The sequence below is a fragment of the Ruegeria sp. BJ5 genome, assembly GCF_056537865.1.
Window position 1 is genome coordinate 269,136 of the sequence record NZ_JBQFSH010000001.1, and the last position, 14,659, is coordinate 283,794.

The following is a 14,659-nucleotide window of genomic DNA, read 5'->3' on the forward strand; positions in this document are numbered from 1 at the left end:
TTCTCAATCCCGAAAGCCACCGTTCAGCGCGACAGGATCATCCGGCCATCAGAAAATTGGATGTTGGAAAAACGGTGCAAATAATCCATGCCAAGCAGGGACTGGTCCAGATCTCCTCCGTTGATCCATGCCGCAACATTTCGGTCCGTGATGGGCCCCAACGCCAGGCTGTCGAGGCGCACAGGCGCAGTCTGGACCACCCCATTTGCGGTCGAGGCACGCCCGTGAAAGGTCAGCTGACCGGTATCGAATCCGACGCGCTCCGCGTCCTGCGGGCTCAGCACGATCTGGCTGGCCCCGGTATCCACCAGGAATGTCACCGGTTTGCCATTCACCAGCATCGGCAAGTAGTAGTGCCCGTCGAACGAGCGGGGTACTTCGATCACATCTCCGGTCACGGACATCTGCGGAGATACGCCAACGGTCGAGCGGATGTCGCCCCAAAGGCCGACAACGGCAATGATCCCGATGAAGATGAAGACCCAGGCCATAGCCATCTGCAGGGTCTTCCCCAACGACTGCCGATTGTGAGTGAAGAACCACATCAGCAGTGCGGCTCCCAGCAGAACCAGATAGGCCAACCGTCCAAAATCGTTACCATCCATGCGGGCACCCGAAACCTTCTTTCATAAGGTCAATATGGGGTTTCAGGACGCGAACCCAAAGGCCTTGAGCCCGTCAAGAATGAACTGAACCGACAGCGCGGCCAGCAACATGCCCAGAAGGCGGGTCAGCACGGTCAGGCCGGTCTTGCCCAGAATGCGCGCGATCAGGCCGCTGGACAAGAAGAACAGCAATACAACCGCCATCACGGCAAGCATCACGCCGACAGCGGCAGCGATGCCCTGAATGCCGGGGTGCTCACCGGCCAGAAGGATGATCGTTGCGATCGATCCGGGCCCGGCCACCAGCGGAATGGCCAGCGGAAAGACCGAGGGGTCAGGGTGCTCTTCTTCTTCCGCTCGGTCCTCGCGCCGCTTGTTGCGCCGCTCGAACAGCATGTCGAGCGCGGTCAGAAACAGCAATGCGCCGCCAGCGACCTTGAAAGCCTCCATCGAGATGCCGACAAAGCCGAGAACCGCCTCTCCGAAAGCGGCGAAGGCGATAAGGATGCCCGAAGCGGTCAGGCACGTGCGGTAGGCGACGCGGCGACGGGTGGCCGGGTCCATTCCTTGTGTCAGCGCGACGAAGATCGGTGCGGTGCCAAAGGGATCGATCACAACGAACAGGGTTGTGAACGCGGTTATGAAGAATGCCATTTCGATCATGCGGCGGCCTCTGCGCTTTCCAGCCGCTCGGCGGCGGCGACCCACAGCGCCTCGGCGCGGGACATGGCCTCGACCACCTCGGCGAATTTTCGGTTCCAGGTTTCCAGATCAGCGATCCGGTCATCTTCGTACAAGGCCGGGTCGGACAATTTGGCCGAGAGCTTTTCGTGCATGTCCGTCAATTTCTCCAGCCGTTCCTCGCATTTCCGCAGGTCGGCCCGTAGCGCGAGAATGGTATCGCGAGAGGCGCGTTTGGGTTTGGCGGCCGGTTTTTCCCGGGCCGGTGGTTTGTCGCGCGCCAGCAGCATCTGGCGATAGGCTTCCAGGTCGCCGTCAAAGGTTTTGACCGTGCCGTCCGAGACCAACCACAGCCGATCGGCCACCAGCCCCAGCAGGTGCATGTCGTGGCTGACCAGAACCACAGCACCGGAATAGGCAGTCAGCGCCTCGACCAGGGCCTCGCGGCTTTCGATGTCCAGATGATTGGTCGGCTCGTCGAGGATCAGCATGTGCGGCGCGTCGATCGTCGCGATCAGCAGCGACAGGCGCGCTTTCTGGCCGCCCGACAGCCGGCCCACCTCGGTTTCGGCCTGATCCGCGCCCAGCCCGAACCCGGCCAGACGCGCGCGCAGTTGGGCCGGGGTCTCGGTCGGGCGCAGGCGCCGCAGGTGATCCAGCGGTGTTTCGTCCACATGCAGCTCATCCACCTGATGCTGGGCGAAATACCCGATGCGCAGCTTGCTGCTGCGAGTCATCTTGCCAGCCATCAGGGGCAACCGGTCCGACAGCAGCTTGGAAAGTGTCGATTTTCCCTGACCGTTCTTCCCCAACAGCGCGATCCGGTCGTCCTGATCAATGCGCAGGTTCAGCCGGCGCAGCACCTCGGTGTCGCCATAGCCGGTGACGCCGCCCTCAATCTGAATGATCGGCGGCGACAGTTCCTCGGGCTCGGGGAACGAGAAGGCGCGCAAGGCGGCCTCCTGCGGGGTCGAGATCAACTGGATCCGTTCGATCATCTTCAGCCGCGATTGTGCCTGAACGGCCTTGGACGCCTTGTAGCGGAACCGGTCAACGAAGCTTTGCAGATGGGCGATGCGGGCCTTGGCCTTGGCGTTTTCGGCCTCGGCCTGAGCCAGACGTTCGGCGCGGCGTTCGGCGAACTTGTCGTAGGGCACCGCGTAATAGGTCAGCTGGCGGTCTTCCAGATGCAGGATCGAGCCGACCGCCCGGTTCAGCAGGCCCCGGTCGTGGCTGATGACGATGACCGTATGCGGATATTTCGCCAGATAGCTTTCCAGCCACAGCGCGCCTTCAAGGTCCAGATAGTTGGTCGGTTCGTCCAGAAGCAGCAGGTCGGGCTGCGAGAAAAGAACCGCCGCCAGAGCGACCCGCATCCGCCAGCCGCCCGAGAAATCGGAACAGGGCCGCTGCTGATCTGCATCGTCAAAGCCCAACCCCTTGAGGATCGTGGCCGCGCGGGCCTCGGCCGACCAGGCATCGATATCGGCCAGCCGGGTCTGAATCTCGGCAATCCGGTCGGGGTCGGCGGCCTCCTGCGCTTCGGCCATCAGGGCGCTGCGCTCGGTGTCGGCGGCCAGGACCGTGTCGATCAGCGACACGTTGGACGAGGGCACCTCTTGTGACACACCGCCGATCCGCGCGCGGCGGGGCAGGGTGATGCTGCCCGATTCCAGCGCCAGCTCGCCCCGGATCAGGCGGAACAGAGTAGTCTTGCCGGTGCCGTTGCGGCCGACCAGACCCACCTTGTGGCCTTCGGGAATGGTGGCGCTGGCGCCCTCGAACAGGGGGCGGCCCTCAACCGAATAGGTGATGTTCTCGATCCGTAGCATGAGCCGAGCACTGAGGCACGGTCCACGGCTTGTCAATGGGGGCAATGGGCCAATTGGCCGTCAATCCAACACGCTGGCAGTCTTTTCAAATGGGTAGGATTTGAACCCGACCAGAGGCTGATCGCCGTCCGCGCTGAAGGCGAAAACGTGTATCTCGTCATGATGGACGGTCGCGCGGCAGAAAGTTCCCGGGCTCTGCAACGCCACGGGACACTCCACGAGATCGACATGCGGAACCGCGGTTTCGAACAGTTCATATTCCATCGGCAAGGCGGTCTGATCTGCCAGCGCGGATGAGGCAAGAAGACAGGCGGGGATAACGATTTTGTATGTCATGGTCGTGTCTTTCACAGGTTGCGGAATCTGTTCGCGGAAAAAACTTACAAAAATAGTCTGAATTTGGAATCCGAAATCTCCGTGTGCGACATTCCACCGCTTCGGAACGCGCCATCCGATGGCCGGGGCATTGGGCATGGGCTTGCAGACCCGCATGTGGTAGCCGTCTCGGGAACACAAAACGGTAGTTGGTATGCGCGCGGCACAAACTCCACCCTCTTTGGTGACCCTTGTTCTGGCGACGGGGCTGTCCGTGCTGTCGCTGAACATGTTCCTGCCCTCGCTTACGAACATGGCGGTCGATTTTCGGGCGGATTATGCGCTGGTGAACCTGTCGATCGCAGCCTATCTGGCCGTGTCCGCCGTACTGCAACTGATCCTTGGACCAATGTCCGACCGGTTCGGGCGCAGGCCGGTTCTTTTGACCTGCATGGCGGTCTTTGTGGCGGCGTCACTTGGCTGTGTTCTGGCGGAGTCGATCTGGACCTTTCTGGGGTTCCGTCTGATGCAGGCCGCCGTGGTCGGGGGCTCGGTGCTGTCTGCCGCGTCGATCCGCGACCAGTTTCCGCCCAACGAGGCCGCAAGCAAGCTGGGATATGTCGCCATGGCAATGGCTTTGGCGCCGATGCTGGGCCCGATGCTGGGTGGCACTTTGGACATGCTGTTCGGGTGGCGGGCCGGGTTCGTCTTTTACACGGTTGCAGGGGCGGCGCTGCTGACGCTGCTCTGGGCGGATATGGGCGAGACCAACCACAACCGGTCCGCCACTTTTGCCGCGCAGATGCGCGAATACCCGCACCTGTTCCGTGCCCGGCGGTTCTGGGGCTACGCGTTGTGCGCGGCATTCTCGATCGGGGGGTTCTACAGTTTCATCACCGGAGCGCCCCTGGTGGCCGCCGCCTGGTTCGATCTGAGCCCCGCCACACTGGGCCTGGGGATCGGCATCATCACCGGCGGTTTCATGGTCGGCAATTTCGTAACGGGTCGGATCGCCGCGCGTACTCGGCTGACGAAGATGATTCTGGCCGGGCGCATCATCGCCTCGGTCGGGCCGTTCTGCGGGCTGTTGCTGTTTTTAGGGGGGATGGGGTCGGTCTGGGTGTTTTTTGGATCAGCGATCTTTGTTGGTTTTGGAAACGGTTTGACGAACGCCAACGCGTCTGCGGGCGTCATGTCGGTTCGACCGCAACTGGCCGGCAGCGCGGCGGGCCTGTCGGGCGCTCTGATCGTCGCGCTCGGTGCGGTCATCACTTCGATCACCGGAGCTGCGGTCAGCCCCGAAAACGGCCCGTATCTGGTGCTGTCGATGATGGCAGGCAGCAGCTTTCTGGGCCTTTTGGCCGTTCTGTATGTCCGTTGGGTGGATGCACGGGACCCGCTTCCCGACGCAATCTGACGCCCAAAGGCGCGATCGCGCCATCATTCCACTTTTCACGGGCGAAATACCGTGTTAGGCGGCGCGCGATGAATTTCGCGCGGCCCAGCCCGCGCCGTCAGACCAAGGAGAGGCCCGATATGGCACTGGAACGCACTTTTTCGATCATCAAGCCCGATGCAACCCGCCGCAACCTGACCGGCAAGATCAACGCCAAGTTCGAGGAAGCCGGCCTGCGCATCGTCGCGCAGAAGCGCATCCACATGACCAAGGAACAAGCCGGCAAGTTCTACGAAGTTCATGCCGAGCGTCCGTTCTATGACGAACTGTGCGAGTTCATGTCGTCGGCACCGGTTGTCGTTCAGGTTCTGGAAGGCGAAAACGCCATCGCCAAGAACCGTGAAGTCATGGGTGCAACCAACCCCGCCGATGCGGCACCGGGCACCATCCGCGCCGAATTCGCCGAGTCCGTCGGTGAGAACTCGGTTCACGGCTCGGACGCGCCGGAAACCGCAGCGGTTGAGATCGCATATTTCTTCTCGGGCATCGAACTGGTCGGCTAAGCCGCACCACGATACCTGTCGAGATTGCCGCGTCCGATTTCGGGCGCGGTTTTTTGTTGGTCAGACGGATTTCAGATCGTCAGGGCCGACACGTACACCGATGGCATCCAGATCCGCGACGATCCGGGACGCCGGAGCCTGGTTCGTTGACGATTTCAAAGCATCGAACCTTGCGCGCAGGGCTTTCTTTTCTTCGCCCTTGCAATCGTTCCAGGGGCGGCCCTGCAAGCCCATGACCAACACGTAATAGCCGATGAAATGAGGCCGGGTTCCGGCCTGTATCAGCCGGGCATAAGCCGCATCGGCACCAAGTTCGCGTAGCTCTTCGGCCGAGTGGATGCCCGCACGGGCACAGGCCTGCTCGAAAGCAGGTCCAAGATTGCGGATGGAAGACACAGGTTCGGGCATGTTTCTTTCTTAGCTTTGCCAGGGCGTGCTGTCACTGCCCGCCGGAACGTTGTGCGAAGAATTCCGTTGCGCTAGGCATTGAGCGACGGGTCCATGCAGGAGGGGGAAGGAATTGACAAGCGACATCAGCAATCTGGACCTGATGAACCCGCCTGAGGGCTTCATCGACAATCCCTTCCCGTTTTATGATGCGCTGCTGTCTTCGGCGCCGGTTCTGGCGCAGCCCGATGGCTCGGTTCTATTGTCGCGGCACGCTGATCTGGACCGGATCTATCGGGACACGACCCTGTACTCGTCCGACAAAAAGGCCGTGTTCGGACCAAAGTTTGGTCCGGGATCACCATTGTTCGAGCATCACACCACCTCGCTGGTGTTCTCGGATCCGCCATTGCACACGCGGGTTCGCAAAATCATGACTTCGGCCCTGACCCCGCGCGCCATCGCCCGGATGGAGCCCGGTTTGATCCAGACCGTCGATCGTTTGCTGGATCGCCTGGAAGACAAGCGGCAAGTGGATCTGATCGAAGACTATGCCGCCACCATCCCGATCCAGATCATCGGAAACCTTCTGGACGTACCGGTGGGCGAGCGCGAACCGCTGCGCGACTGGTCCCTGGCCATTCTTGGGGCGCTCGAACCGGCACTGAGCGCCAAGCAACTCGAGGACGGCCATGCGGCCGTTCGGGACTTCAAGGAGTATCTGGCCGATCTGGTGGCACGGCGCAGGGCCGCGCCCGGCGACCCCGAAACCGACGTCCTGACGCGGTTGATCCGCGGTGAAGGGGCCGACGAAAAGTTGAGTGAAATCGAGTTGCTTCAGAATTGCATCTTCATTCTGAATGCGGGTCATGAAACCACGACGAACCTGATCGGAAACGGGTTGGCCCTGCTGCATGACCACCCGGAGCAGCGTCAGCGGCTTATGGATGATCCAAGCCTGATCAATTCGGCGGTCGAAGAGGTTTTGCGGTTCCGTTCACCCAACCAGTTCGGCAACCGGGAAACGACGGCTGACGTCGTGATTGACGGGCGTTCGATTGCCAAGGGCACCAACCTTCATCTGTGTATCGGCGCTGCAAACAGGGATCCGGCCGTGTTCCCAGACCCGGGTTTGTTCGACATTTCGCGCAAACCGAACCGTCACCTTGCCTTTGCCGGTGGGCCGCACGTTTGCGCAGGTCTTACACTTGCGCGCCTTGAAGGGCGGGTCGCCCTGTCGCGGTTCGTGACACGGTTCCCAGATTTCCAACTGTCCGATGAACGTGTCAGAGGTGGGCGTATGCGGTTCCGCGGATATGCTTCCTTGCCCGCGTCCCTTTGATCGACAAAAGGGGTGGGGCGTTAACCTAGGGTTTTTGCGCCAGCTTCAGAACTGCCTTCAGCCCGGGATCCGCATTCTGGGCACTGAAGCCCCCGCCATGCATGCGGGTGATGGCCGCCACCAAAGCCAGTCCGAGGCCTGAGTTTCGGTCCGATCGCGCGGGATCGAGCGTGACGAAGGGCAGTTGAAGCTGCGACAGCATCTCGGCCGGCACGCCCGGGCCGCGGTCGCGGACACTCAGCAGGGCAAACGGGCCGTCTTCGCGCAGTTCGATGGAAATTGCAGTTCCTTGAGGGGCATAGCGCATGGCGTTTTCCAGAAGGTTCGACAGGGCCTGCGACAGCAAAGGGCGGTGCCCCATGATCGGAGCCGCCCGACCCGTGACCTCGAGGCGCACATCCTTGTCGGCCGCGACCGGTTCGTACAACTCCACGGCATCGTTGACCAAGCGCTCAAGATCCACAGGTTCAAACTGCTCCCGCCCCAACCCCGCCTCGGCGCGTGAGATTTCGGTCAGCTGCCCGAGAACCCGCAACACGTGATCGATTTCGGCCGTTGCCCGGGCGATGTCGACCTCACGATCCAGGTCGCTTTTGCCCGGCTCGGCCAAGGCGACCACCCGCTGCTTCAACCGGGACAGAGGTGACCGCAGATCATGCGCGATCGAATTCGACGTGGTGCGCAAGTTGCTGACTAACTCTTCGATCCGGTCCAGCATGTTGTTCAATGTGCCTGCCATCTGGTCGAACTCATCGCCGGTGCCACGCTGTGGCATTCGTTGGGACAGGTCGCCGGACACGATGGTTTCTGCGGTGTCGGCGATATCCTTCAGCCGCGAAAACACCAGACGGGTCAAAAGCCAACCGGTCAGAATGCTCAGCGCAAGGGCCGCGCCCAGGGCCAGCGCCACCGAATGAAACAGCACCCGGTCGAACTGCTGACGGGCGAGGGCGTCGCGGCCAACCAACAGCCTTTCACCGCCGGGCAACAGGATTGATGCGGCGGAGATCGGGACCAGCTGATCCGTCTCGGTTCTGCGCAGTTCCAGATCCACCCACCCACTGCCAGCGGCGATGCCTTCGGGCCATCGCTTGAGGTTGCCGGCCAAGGTTTTTCCCGAGCGGTCAGCCAACAGATAAAGTGCATCACGCTCGGACGCGGTCGGAAGCCGGCGTTCGATGGCCACCATCAGGCCGACCAGCCCGAGGCGTTCGTACTCATCCGCCAGCCCGGTCAGTTCGGCGGACACGACAGATCGGGTTTCGCCTTCGATCGTGCGGTTGGCGGTGATATAGACCAGCAACAATACGGCCGCGGTCAGCAATGTGCTGAGCACCATGCTCGCCAGCACCAGCCGCGTCCGGGAATCCTTGAACGACAAGGGCGACTTAACCATCAGAAACCATGTAACCGGCCCCGCGCACGGTTTCGATCAGCGGTGGTTCACCACCTTCGTCCAATTGCCGACGCAGTTTGGAGATATGAACGTCGACGACGTTTGTGTTCGGGTCGAAATGATAGTCCCAGACACCTTCGAGAAGCATCGTCCTCGACACCACCCGGTTTTTCCGGCGAAGGAAGAATTCCAGAATCTGGAACTCTCTGGGCGTCAGGGTGATCTCGCGACCGTTGCGCGTGACCTTTCGGGTCAGCAGATCCATTTCAAGGTCGCGGCATTTGAGGGTTGGGGTTTCCTCGGATTCCTGAGGTCGGCGCAACAGGGCTTCGATCCGGGCATGAAGTTCCTGAAATGAGAAGGGTTTGACCAGATAGTCGTCGGCACCCGCATGCAGCCCTTTCACCCGCTCGTCCACGGCGCTCATGGCTGTCAGCATCAGAACCGGTGTCTTGACCCCAGCGGCGCGCATTGACTTGATCAGGGCCAGACCGTCCAGCCCGGGCAGCATCCTGTCCAGAACGACCGCGTCAAATCCGCCGTCGGTCGCGTGGTACAAACCTTCGCGGCCGTCTTCGGCGCATTCGACGACATAACCTTCTTCGCCAAATCCCTTGGCGATGAAGTCCCGCGTGTCTTCATCATCCTCAACGATCAACAGACGTCTGCTCATGGTCGGATTTCCTTTCACTCAGGATATAATCACGTATGGACAGGTAAAAAAACTGCCGGGTGCGAAATCCGCACCCGGCAATCCCGACAGCACGTGGACAAATCGTGTCCGTCAGGAGATGCGCGCACCGGATATCCCCATCATGCGGTGCGCGCGGGACGCAGGTCAGGCGATCTCGACGGCGACGAAGATCTGATTGCCGCCGCGGTTGATCAGCATCAGCGCCGGATCGGTCTTCTGATCTTCGAGCGCGGATTTGAGCGCCTCGGGTGTTTCCACATCCTGGTTGCCCAGCTTCACGATCACGTCGCCCTGCCGCAGACCGGCCTTGGCCGCCGGGCTGTCCGGCTTGAGCGAAGTGACGATCACGCCATGCACGTTCTCGGGAATTCCGATCTGCGCACGAGTCGCTTCGGACAGCGGTGCTACGGTGACACCCAGCGTCTTGCCCGCCGCCGCGTCATCGGTCGGTTCCGCGTTTGCGGCCATCTGGGCCGAATGCTGTCCGATCGTGACGCTCAGGGTCTCTTCCTTGCCATTGCGCAGAACGGTGACCTTGCTGTCGGTTCCGACGGCCGTGGTGCCAACAAGCACCGGCAGTTCACTGCTTGAGTCGACCTTCTCGCCATTGAAGGCGATGATTACGTCGCCCTGTTGCAGCACGCCCTGAGCGGGGCTGTCCGGCAGAACCTCGGACACCAGTGCGCCGACAGTGCCATCGACACCCATTGCTGCTGCCAGCTCGGGGCTGATGTTCTGGATCGAGACACCCAGCCAACCGCGGCTGACCTGGCCATCGTCACGCAGGTCCGCAGCGATGTGCTCGACGATGTTCGAAGTCACGGCAAAACCCAGTCCGACCGAACCACCACTGGGCGAATAGATGGCCGAGTTCACCCCGACGACTTCGCCGTCCATGTTGAACAGGGGGCCGCCCGAGTTGCCTTTGTTGATGGCTGCATCGGTCTGAATGAATTCAGCGTAGGGGCCTTCCGAGATATTGCGTCCCTTGGCGGACACGATGCCGGTCGTGACGGTCGAACTCAGGCCGAACGGGTTGCCGATGGCGACCACGTCTTCGCCCACGCGGATGTCGTCGCTATCCCCCAGCGGGACCGGCTGCAGCGCCTCATCCGCGTCGATCTTGAGCAGCGCGATATCGGTCAGGGGATCGGTCCCCACGACTTCAGCCTCGTACGAGCGATCATCGTTCAGGCGCACGGTGATCTTGCTGGCTTTGTCGACGACGTGGTGGTTTGTGATGATATAGCCATCTTCATCCAGTACGAACCCGGACCCGAGGCCCTGACTGGGACCACGGCGCGGGGCGTCAAAGCCTTCGGGAATCCCGAAACGTTTGAAGAACTCACCAAAAGGCTGGCCTTCGAAATCAAACTCCTGGCCGCTCGCCGGCGACGGGGCCGCGTCGATCGAGGCAATGACGGTTACCACGGACGGTGAAACGGTTTCGACCAGATCCGCCAGGGCTTCGTCGGCCTGCGACGGAATGGCGGTCGCGGCCAGCAACGCCGCGCTCAGCGCGGTGGCGCCAAACAGCCCTGAGGTGCGAGGAAGAATAAGGGGGGATTTGCGGATGCTCATGTTGACTAGGTCTCCTTGGTTCGGCGCTTGTTGATGTGCGCTTTGCAGGGAACATGAGCCACCAGTCTTTGCGTTTTCTGACTGATCAATTAATAAATCTTAATTTTGCCACATTGGGGGCGTCTGGTAGCGCTCGCAAACCCGGGAATCGGCCGTGGGAGTTGCCGGTCGAATCGGTGGATTGTTGCCGAAATGAGGGTCAAATTCGCAAAAGCATTGAATTGAATCAAATTTGTTAACAGTCCAGCGGCGGTTTTTGACCGAATTTTCAGGGACACTCACAGGTTGCGCCACCGCCTTTTCAGAAGTTGGTATTTGTCTAATAGGTATTTGCAAAAATGTCATTTTGATCGTTTGGCGCTAAATATTTCATGCCTTGGGTCGGCTATGGCAAAGCGCACGAACAACCTTGGGTAGATTTCCGCGACACGCGTTGTTGCGGAAATACCATCACGAATTCGGCAAAATTAACCAATTCAACCAATTTTACGTTGTTTGCAATGAACTTATCGGTGACGATAAACGTGCCCAAGTGAAAGGGGGGCCTGACGGCATCAAGGGGGTGCTTGAAGGCAGATCTCAGTCACCGGAAGCGCTGAGCGGCATGTTAACGAGGGGGTCTTGTTTCGGTTCGGCAGCACATTGGTCTGATGTCTTGACGACGTCCGGGCCGCGTTTTCGGGATTGGTGAAAGTGGTAGTCCTGTTTTGGGCAACCGGCCCGGTCGTTCTCGACCGGGCCGCGTTACTTTTGGGATTTTTGGTTTTTGCGCCATTCGGCCCACGCTTGGGGCGTATCCAGATCCAGAATAGCGTTCTGACCCGGCAAAGGCTGTAGGTGCACTTGGTCCAGATGCGCGCGTACGATGGCTTGTGCGCCGCCATCTCCGGTCAAATGCGCCAGATCAGCAAAGAGACTTCGGTCGAAGATCACAGGATGGCCTGGAACTCCGTCCGAGGACGCTCCGCGCCAGATCAGCTTGTCAGGATGTTCGGTGACCGACCGGAGGACCGCGCGCAGATCGTCTGATGTCAGCTCTGGCAGATCGGCCAGCAGGATCATCGCTGCCCGGGCTGATACCGGCACCTGTGCGACGGCTCTGCGCAAACTGGCATTCATGCCTTCATCCGCATCGGGAACAGAAACGACCTGCAAGTCCATCCCGCTCAGCGCGGTGTATCGCGGGTGAGGCGCCGGCGGCAGGGCGACGATGACCGGCCCGACAGCTCCTGCGATTTCAGCCGAGCGTCGGATCAGTGGTTGACCATCGATAATTTGCATCAACTTGTCCGCTCCGCCCATACGGCGAGAGCTACCGGCCGCCAGCAAGATGACAGGGATATCCTTCATGCCGGCCACCTTGCCGCCAACCGGAACGGCTGTCACCCCCGCATTCGAGCACCGTCGGGGTCAAATAGTGGGCTCGTCAGCACACGGGCCTTGCGCATCTGGCCCAGGATTTCAATTTCGACCGCCAAGCCGTCGGCCGCCAGGCCCGTTGGCAGGAAGCCCATGGCGACTGATTTCTGTGCGAAATGCGAATACCCGCCGGATGTGCAAAACCCAACCACTGCGCCGTCATGCCAGATGGGTTCGTAGGCGTTCACATCCGCGTCCTCGGCCTCGACCTCAAAGGCCACAAGCTTGCGGGCCGGCCCTTCAGCCCGCTCGGCTTCGGCGACAGCGCGCCCGATGAAATCGACGTTCTTTGCAAACGAGATGAAGCGGTCCAGCCCGGTTTCCGCGGCCGTGTAGTCGGGCGAGAACTCGCGCATCCACGAGCCGAAGAACTTGTCGAGCCGCAGGCTCATCATCGCGCGCATCCCGAAGGGGGTGATACCGTGCGGCTGGCCGGCCTGCCACAGGGTCCACCAGAGCTGGCGTTGTGCCATCGGATCGCAGTAGATCTCGAACCCCAGATCGCCGGTATAGCTGACCCGCTGCACGACGCAGTCGGTCATGCCGACGACCGTTCGGCGTACGTCCATGAAGCGCATGTCGCTGATATCGGCGCGGGTGCAGGCGGCCAGAACCTCGCGGGCCTTAGGGCCTGCAATCTGGAAGCCGTTGCGTTTGTCGCTGATATTCTCGACGGTTACGCCGTCTTCCTGATGCTGCCGGAACCAGCGCATGTGGAAGCTTTGTGCGCCGTAGGAGGCGGTGAGTTGGAACTCTTCCTCACCCAGGCACGACACGGTGAAATCCCCGATCAGCTTGCCCTTGGGTGACAGCATGGGCGTCAGCGACAGGCGGCCCGGAGCGGGGATGCGGCCCGCCATGATCCGATCCAGCCAGTCGCGGGCGCGGGGACCGGTGACCATGTATTTGCCGAAATTGTGCACCTCGTTGATGCCGACGCCCTCACGCACGGCCCGCACCTCGCGGCCCGTTGCCCCGAAGGCGTCCGAGCGGCGGAAGGAGGGGGTTTCATAGCCGGGCTCGCCATCCTGCGCGAAGTAATTGGCGACCTCGAGCCCGTATTGCTGGCCCCAAACCGCGCCCAGATCGCTGAAGATGTCATACATCGGCGTGGTGCGGTTGGGGCGGGCAGCGGGTAGTTCCTCGTTCGGGTAGGAGACCGAGAAACGCTTCTGATAGTTCTCGATCACCTTGGGGCGGGTATAGCCGGGGGTGATCCAGTCGCCGAACCGGGCCACGTCCATGGCAAAGACGTCGCGTTCGGGCTCGCCCTCGATCATCCATTGCGCCAGCGTCAGGCCGACGCCGCCCCCCTGGCTGAACCCGGCCATCACGCCGCAGGCCGACCAGTAGTTGCGCACGCCCGGCACCGGCCCGACCAGCGGGTTGCCGTCGGGGGCAAAGGTGAACGGGCCGTGGATCACCGATTTCACCCCGGCCTCGGCCAGAACCGGGAAACGGCGATAGGCGAACTCGATGCTGTCGGTGATCTTGTCGAAATCATTCGGCAACAGCTCGTGGCCGAACTCCCACGGCGTGCTATCCACGGCCCAGGGCTTGCAGGGCTGCTCGTAGAACCCGATGCACAATCCGCGCCCTTCCTGCCGCAGATAGCTTTCGCCGGCCGGGTCCATCACATGCGGATGCTCGCCGCCCGCGTCGATGATTGCCTCGATTTCGGGGATGGTGTCGGTGACGAGATACTGATGCTCCATCGGGTGCAGCGGGAAATAGATGCCCGCCATCGCGCCCACTTCGCGCGCCCAGAGGCCGCCGGCGTTGACGATATGCTCGGCGTGGATGGTGCCCTTGTCGGTGACCACGTCCCATGTACCGTCGGGGCGCTGGTTGGTTTCGCGTACCATGCAGTGGGTTTCGATCGTCGCTCCGCCCATCCGCGCGGCCTTGGCATAGGCGTGGGTCGTGCCCGAGGGGTCGAGGTGCCCGTCCAGCGGATCATACAGCGCGCCGATGATGCCGTCGGTGTTGGTGATCGGGGCAATCTTCTTGATCTCGTCGGGGCCGACGATCTCGGTCTCCAGCCCCATGAAGCGATGCTTGGCGCGTTCGGCCAGCAGCATGTCGAACCGGTCCTGGTTGTCGGCCAGCGTGATGCCGCCCACATGGTGCAGCCCGCAGGACATGCCGGTGATCTCTTCCAGTTCCGTGTAAAGCCGGATGGTATAGCCCTGAAGCGCGGCCATGTTGGTGTCGCCGTTCAGCGTGTGGAACCCGCCCGCCGCGTGCCAGGTCGATCCGCTGGTCAGTTCCGACCGTTCCAGCAGCATCACATCCGACCAGCCCAGCTTGGTCAGGTGATACAGCACCGAACACCCGACAACTCCACCGCCGATCACGGCAACCTGACACGTCGATTTCATCCGCACCTCCTTGCGTCTGGCCCGAAGGTGCAGGGGTGCCGCGACGGTATCTGTCACGAAAACGACC

At 61.5% G+C, this 14,659-nt stretch carries 13 protein-coding genes; 3 read left to right on the forward strand and 10 right to left on the reverse strand.

Annotation, left to right across the window (positions count from 1 at the left end; translation table 11 throughout):
• Positions 1-23 precede the first annotated feature (23 nt).
• Genes ACR0NY_RS01315 through ACR0NY_RS01330 form a run of 4 tightly spaced genes read right to left on the reverse strand, consistent with a single transcriptional unit; the run spans position 24 to position 3,592 of the window.
• Positions 24-605, reverse strand: a complete 582-nt coding sequence (locus tag ACR0NY_RS01315) for a retropepsin-like aspartic protease family protein (RefSeq protein ID WP_170338984.1) — start codon at positions 603-605, stop codon at positions 24-26.
• A 42-nt stretch (positions 606-647) separates the two neighbouring features.
• Positions 648-1,268 carry a MarC family protein gene (locus tag ACR0NY_RS01320; RefSeq protein WP_093961850.1) on the reverse strand — a complete coding sequence of 207 codons (621 nt, stop codon included), beginning with the start codon at positions 1,266-1,268 and terminating at the stop codon, positions 648-650.
• Positions 1,265-3,118, reverse strand: coding sequence for an ABC-F family ATP-binding cassette domain-containing protein (locus ACR0NY_RS01325; protein ID WP_170338982.1), 1,854 nt, complete (start codon positions 3,116-3,118; stop codon positions 1,265-1,267). Before ACR0NY_RS01325 ends, ACR0NY_RS01320 begins: the two co-directional genes overlap by 4 nt.
• 60 nt (positions 3,119-3,178) lie before the next feature.
• Positions 3,179-3,592 (reverse strand): hypothetical protein, encoded by a 414-nt coding sequence (locus ACR0NY_RS01330; protein ID WP_254432867.1) that lies wholly within the window; start codon positions 3,590-3,592, stop codon positions 3,179-3,181.
• A 55-nt stretch (positions 3,593-3,647) separates the two neighbouring features.
• Here ACR0NY_RS01330 and ACR0NY_RS01335 point away from each other — a divergent pair, with 55 nt between their 5' ends.
• Positions 3,648-4,850: a multidrug effflux MFS transporter gene (locus tag ACR0NY_RS01335; protein WP_170368340.1), complete on the forward strand. Its 1,203-nt coding sequence runs from the start codon at positions 3,648-3,650 to the stop codon at positions 4,848-4,850.
• 119 nt (positions 4,851-4,969) lie between these two features.
• Positions 4,970-5,392, forward strand: a complete 423-nt coding sequence (gene ndk / locus ACR0NY_RS01340; RefSeq protein WP_027237357.1) for a nucleoside-diphosphate kinase — start codon at positions 4,970-4,972, stop codon at positions 5,390-5,392.
• Between the two features lie 60 nt (positions 5,393-5,452).
• Here the strand turns inward: ndk and ACR0NY_RS01345 are convergent, their stop codons facing one another.
• Positions 5,453-5,800 carry a TfoX/Sxy family protein gene (locus ACR0NY_RS01345; protein ID WP_170339541.1) on the reverse strand — a complete coding sequence of 116 codons (348 nt, stop codon included), beginning with the start codon at positions 5,798-5,800 and terminating at the stop codon, positions 5,453-5,455.
• A 142-nt stretch (positions 5,801-5,942) separates the two neighbouring features.
• On the opposite strand from ACR0NY_RS01345, the gene ACR0NY_RS01350 reads away from it, so the two are divergent.
• Positions 5,943-7,121 carry a cytochrome P450 gene (locus ACR0NY_RS01350; RefSeq protein ID WP_170368524.1) on the forward strand — a complete coding sequence of 393 codons (1,179 nt, stop codon included), beginning with the start codon at positions 5,943-5,945 and terminating at the stop codon, positions 7,119-7,121.
• A gap of 25 nt (positions 7,122-7,146) precedes the next feature.
• Here the strand turns inward: ACR0NY_RS01350 and ACR0NY_RS01355 are convergent, their stop codons facing one another.
• The 5 genes from ACR0NY_RS01355 to ACR0NY_RS01375 all read right to left on the reverse strand — a co-directional run bounded on the left by ACR0NY_RS01355 (position 7,147) and on the right by ACR0NY_RS01375 (position 14,592).
• On the reverse strand, positions 7,147-8,517 hold the full coding sequence (locus ACR0NY_RS01355) for a sensor histidine kinase (RefSeq protein WP_170338977.1): 1,371 nt from the start codon (positions 8,515-8,517) through the stop codon (positions 7,147-7,149).
• Positions 8,510-9,190, reverse strand: a complete 681-nt coding sequence (locus tag ACR0NY_RS01360; protein WP_093961855.1) for a response regulator transcription factor — start codon at positions 9,188-9,190, stop codon at positions 8,510-8,512. Before ACR0NY_RS01360 ends, ACR0NY_RS01355 begins: the two co-directional genes overlap by 8 nt.
• A gap of 165 nt (positions 9,191-9,355) precedes the next feature.
• The gene (locus ACR0NY_RS01365; protein ID WP_170368341.1) at positions 9,356-10,792 is read right to left on the reverse strand and encodes a DegQ family serine endoprotease; all 1,437 of its coding nucleotides are present in this window, start codon (positions 10,790-10,792) and stop codon (positions 9,356-9,358) included.
• Between the two features lie 744 nt (positions 10,793-11,536).
• Positions 11,537-12,142, reverse strand: a complete 606-nt coding sequence (locus ACR0NY_RS01370) for a nucleotidyltransferase family protein (RefSeq protein ID WP_170368342.1) — start codon at positions 12,140-12,142, stop codon at positions 11,537-11,539.
• Between the two features lie 32 nt (positions 12,143-12,174).
• Entirely contained in the window at positions 12,175-14,592 is a 2,418-nt protein-coding gene (locus tag ACR0NY_RS01375; RefSeq protein ID WP_170338970.1) for a GcvT family protein, read from the reverse strand.
• Between the last annotated feature and the right edge of the window lie 67 nt (positions 14,593-14,659).

Coding starts and splice junctions, on each gene's coding strand:
- ACR0NY_RS01345 (WP_170339541.1), bottom strand. CDS start 5,800: ATGCCCGAACCTGTGTCTTCCATCCGCAATCTTGGACCTGCTTTCGAG.
- ACR0NY_RS01375 (WP_170338970.1), bottom strand. CDS start 14,592: ATGAAATCGACGTGTCAGGTTGCCGTGATCGGCGGTGGAGTTGTCGGG.
- ACR0NY_RS01320 (WP_093961850.1), bottom strand. CDS start 1,268: ATGATCGAAATGGCATTCTTCATAACCGCGTTCACAACCCTGTTCGTT.
- ACR0NY_RS01315 (WP_170338984.1), bottom strand. CDS start 605: ATGGATGGTAACGATTTTGGACGGTTGGCCTATCTGGTTCTGCTGGGA.
- ndk (WP_027237357.1), top strand. CDS start 4,970: ATGGCACTGGAACGCACTTTTTCGATCATCAAGCCCGATGCAACCCGC.
- ACR0NY_RS01365 (WP_170368341.1), bottom strand. CDS start 10,792: ATGAGCATCCGCAAATCCCCCCTTATTCTTCCTCGCACCTCAGGGCTG.
- ACR0NY_RS01355 (WP_170338977.1), bottom strand. CDS start 8,517: ATGGTTAAGTCGCCCTTGTCGTTCAAGGATTCCCGGACGCGGCTGGTG.
- ACR0NY_RS01330 (WP_254432867.1), bottom strand. CDS start 3,592: ATGCCCAATGCCCCGGCCATCGGATGGCGCGTTCCGAAGCGGTGGAAT.
- ACR0NY_RS01325 (WP_170338982.1), bottom strand. CDS start 3,118: ATGCTACGGATCGAGAACATCACCTATTCGGTTGAGGGCCGCCCCCTG.
- ACR0NY_RS01370 (WP_170368342.1), bottom strand. CDS start 12,142: ATGAAGGATATCCCTGTCATCTTGCTGGCGGCCGGTAGCTCTCGCCGT.
- ACR0NY_RS01335 (WP_170368340.1), top strand. CDS start 3,648: ATGCGCGCGGCACAAACTCCACCCTCTTTGGTGACCCTTGTTCTGGCG.
- ACR0NY_RS01360 (WP_093961855.1), bottom strand. CDS start 9,190: ATGAGCAGACGTCTGTTGATCGTTGAGGATGATGAAGACACGCGGGAC.
- ACR0NY_RS01350 (WP_170368524.1), top strand. CDS start 5,943: ATGAACCCGCCTGAGGGCTTCATCGACAATCCCTTCCCGTTTTATGAT.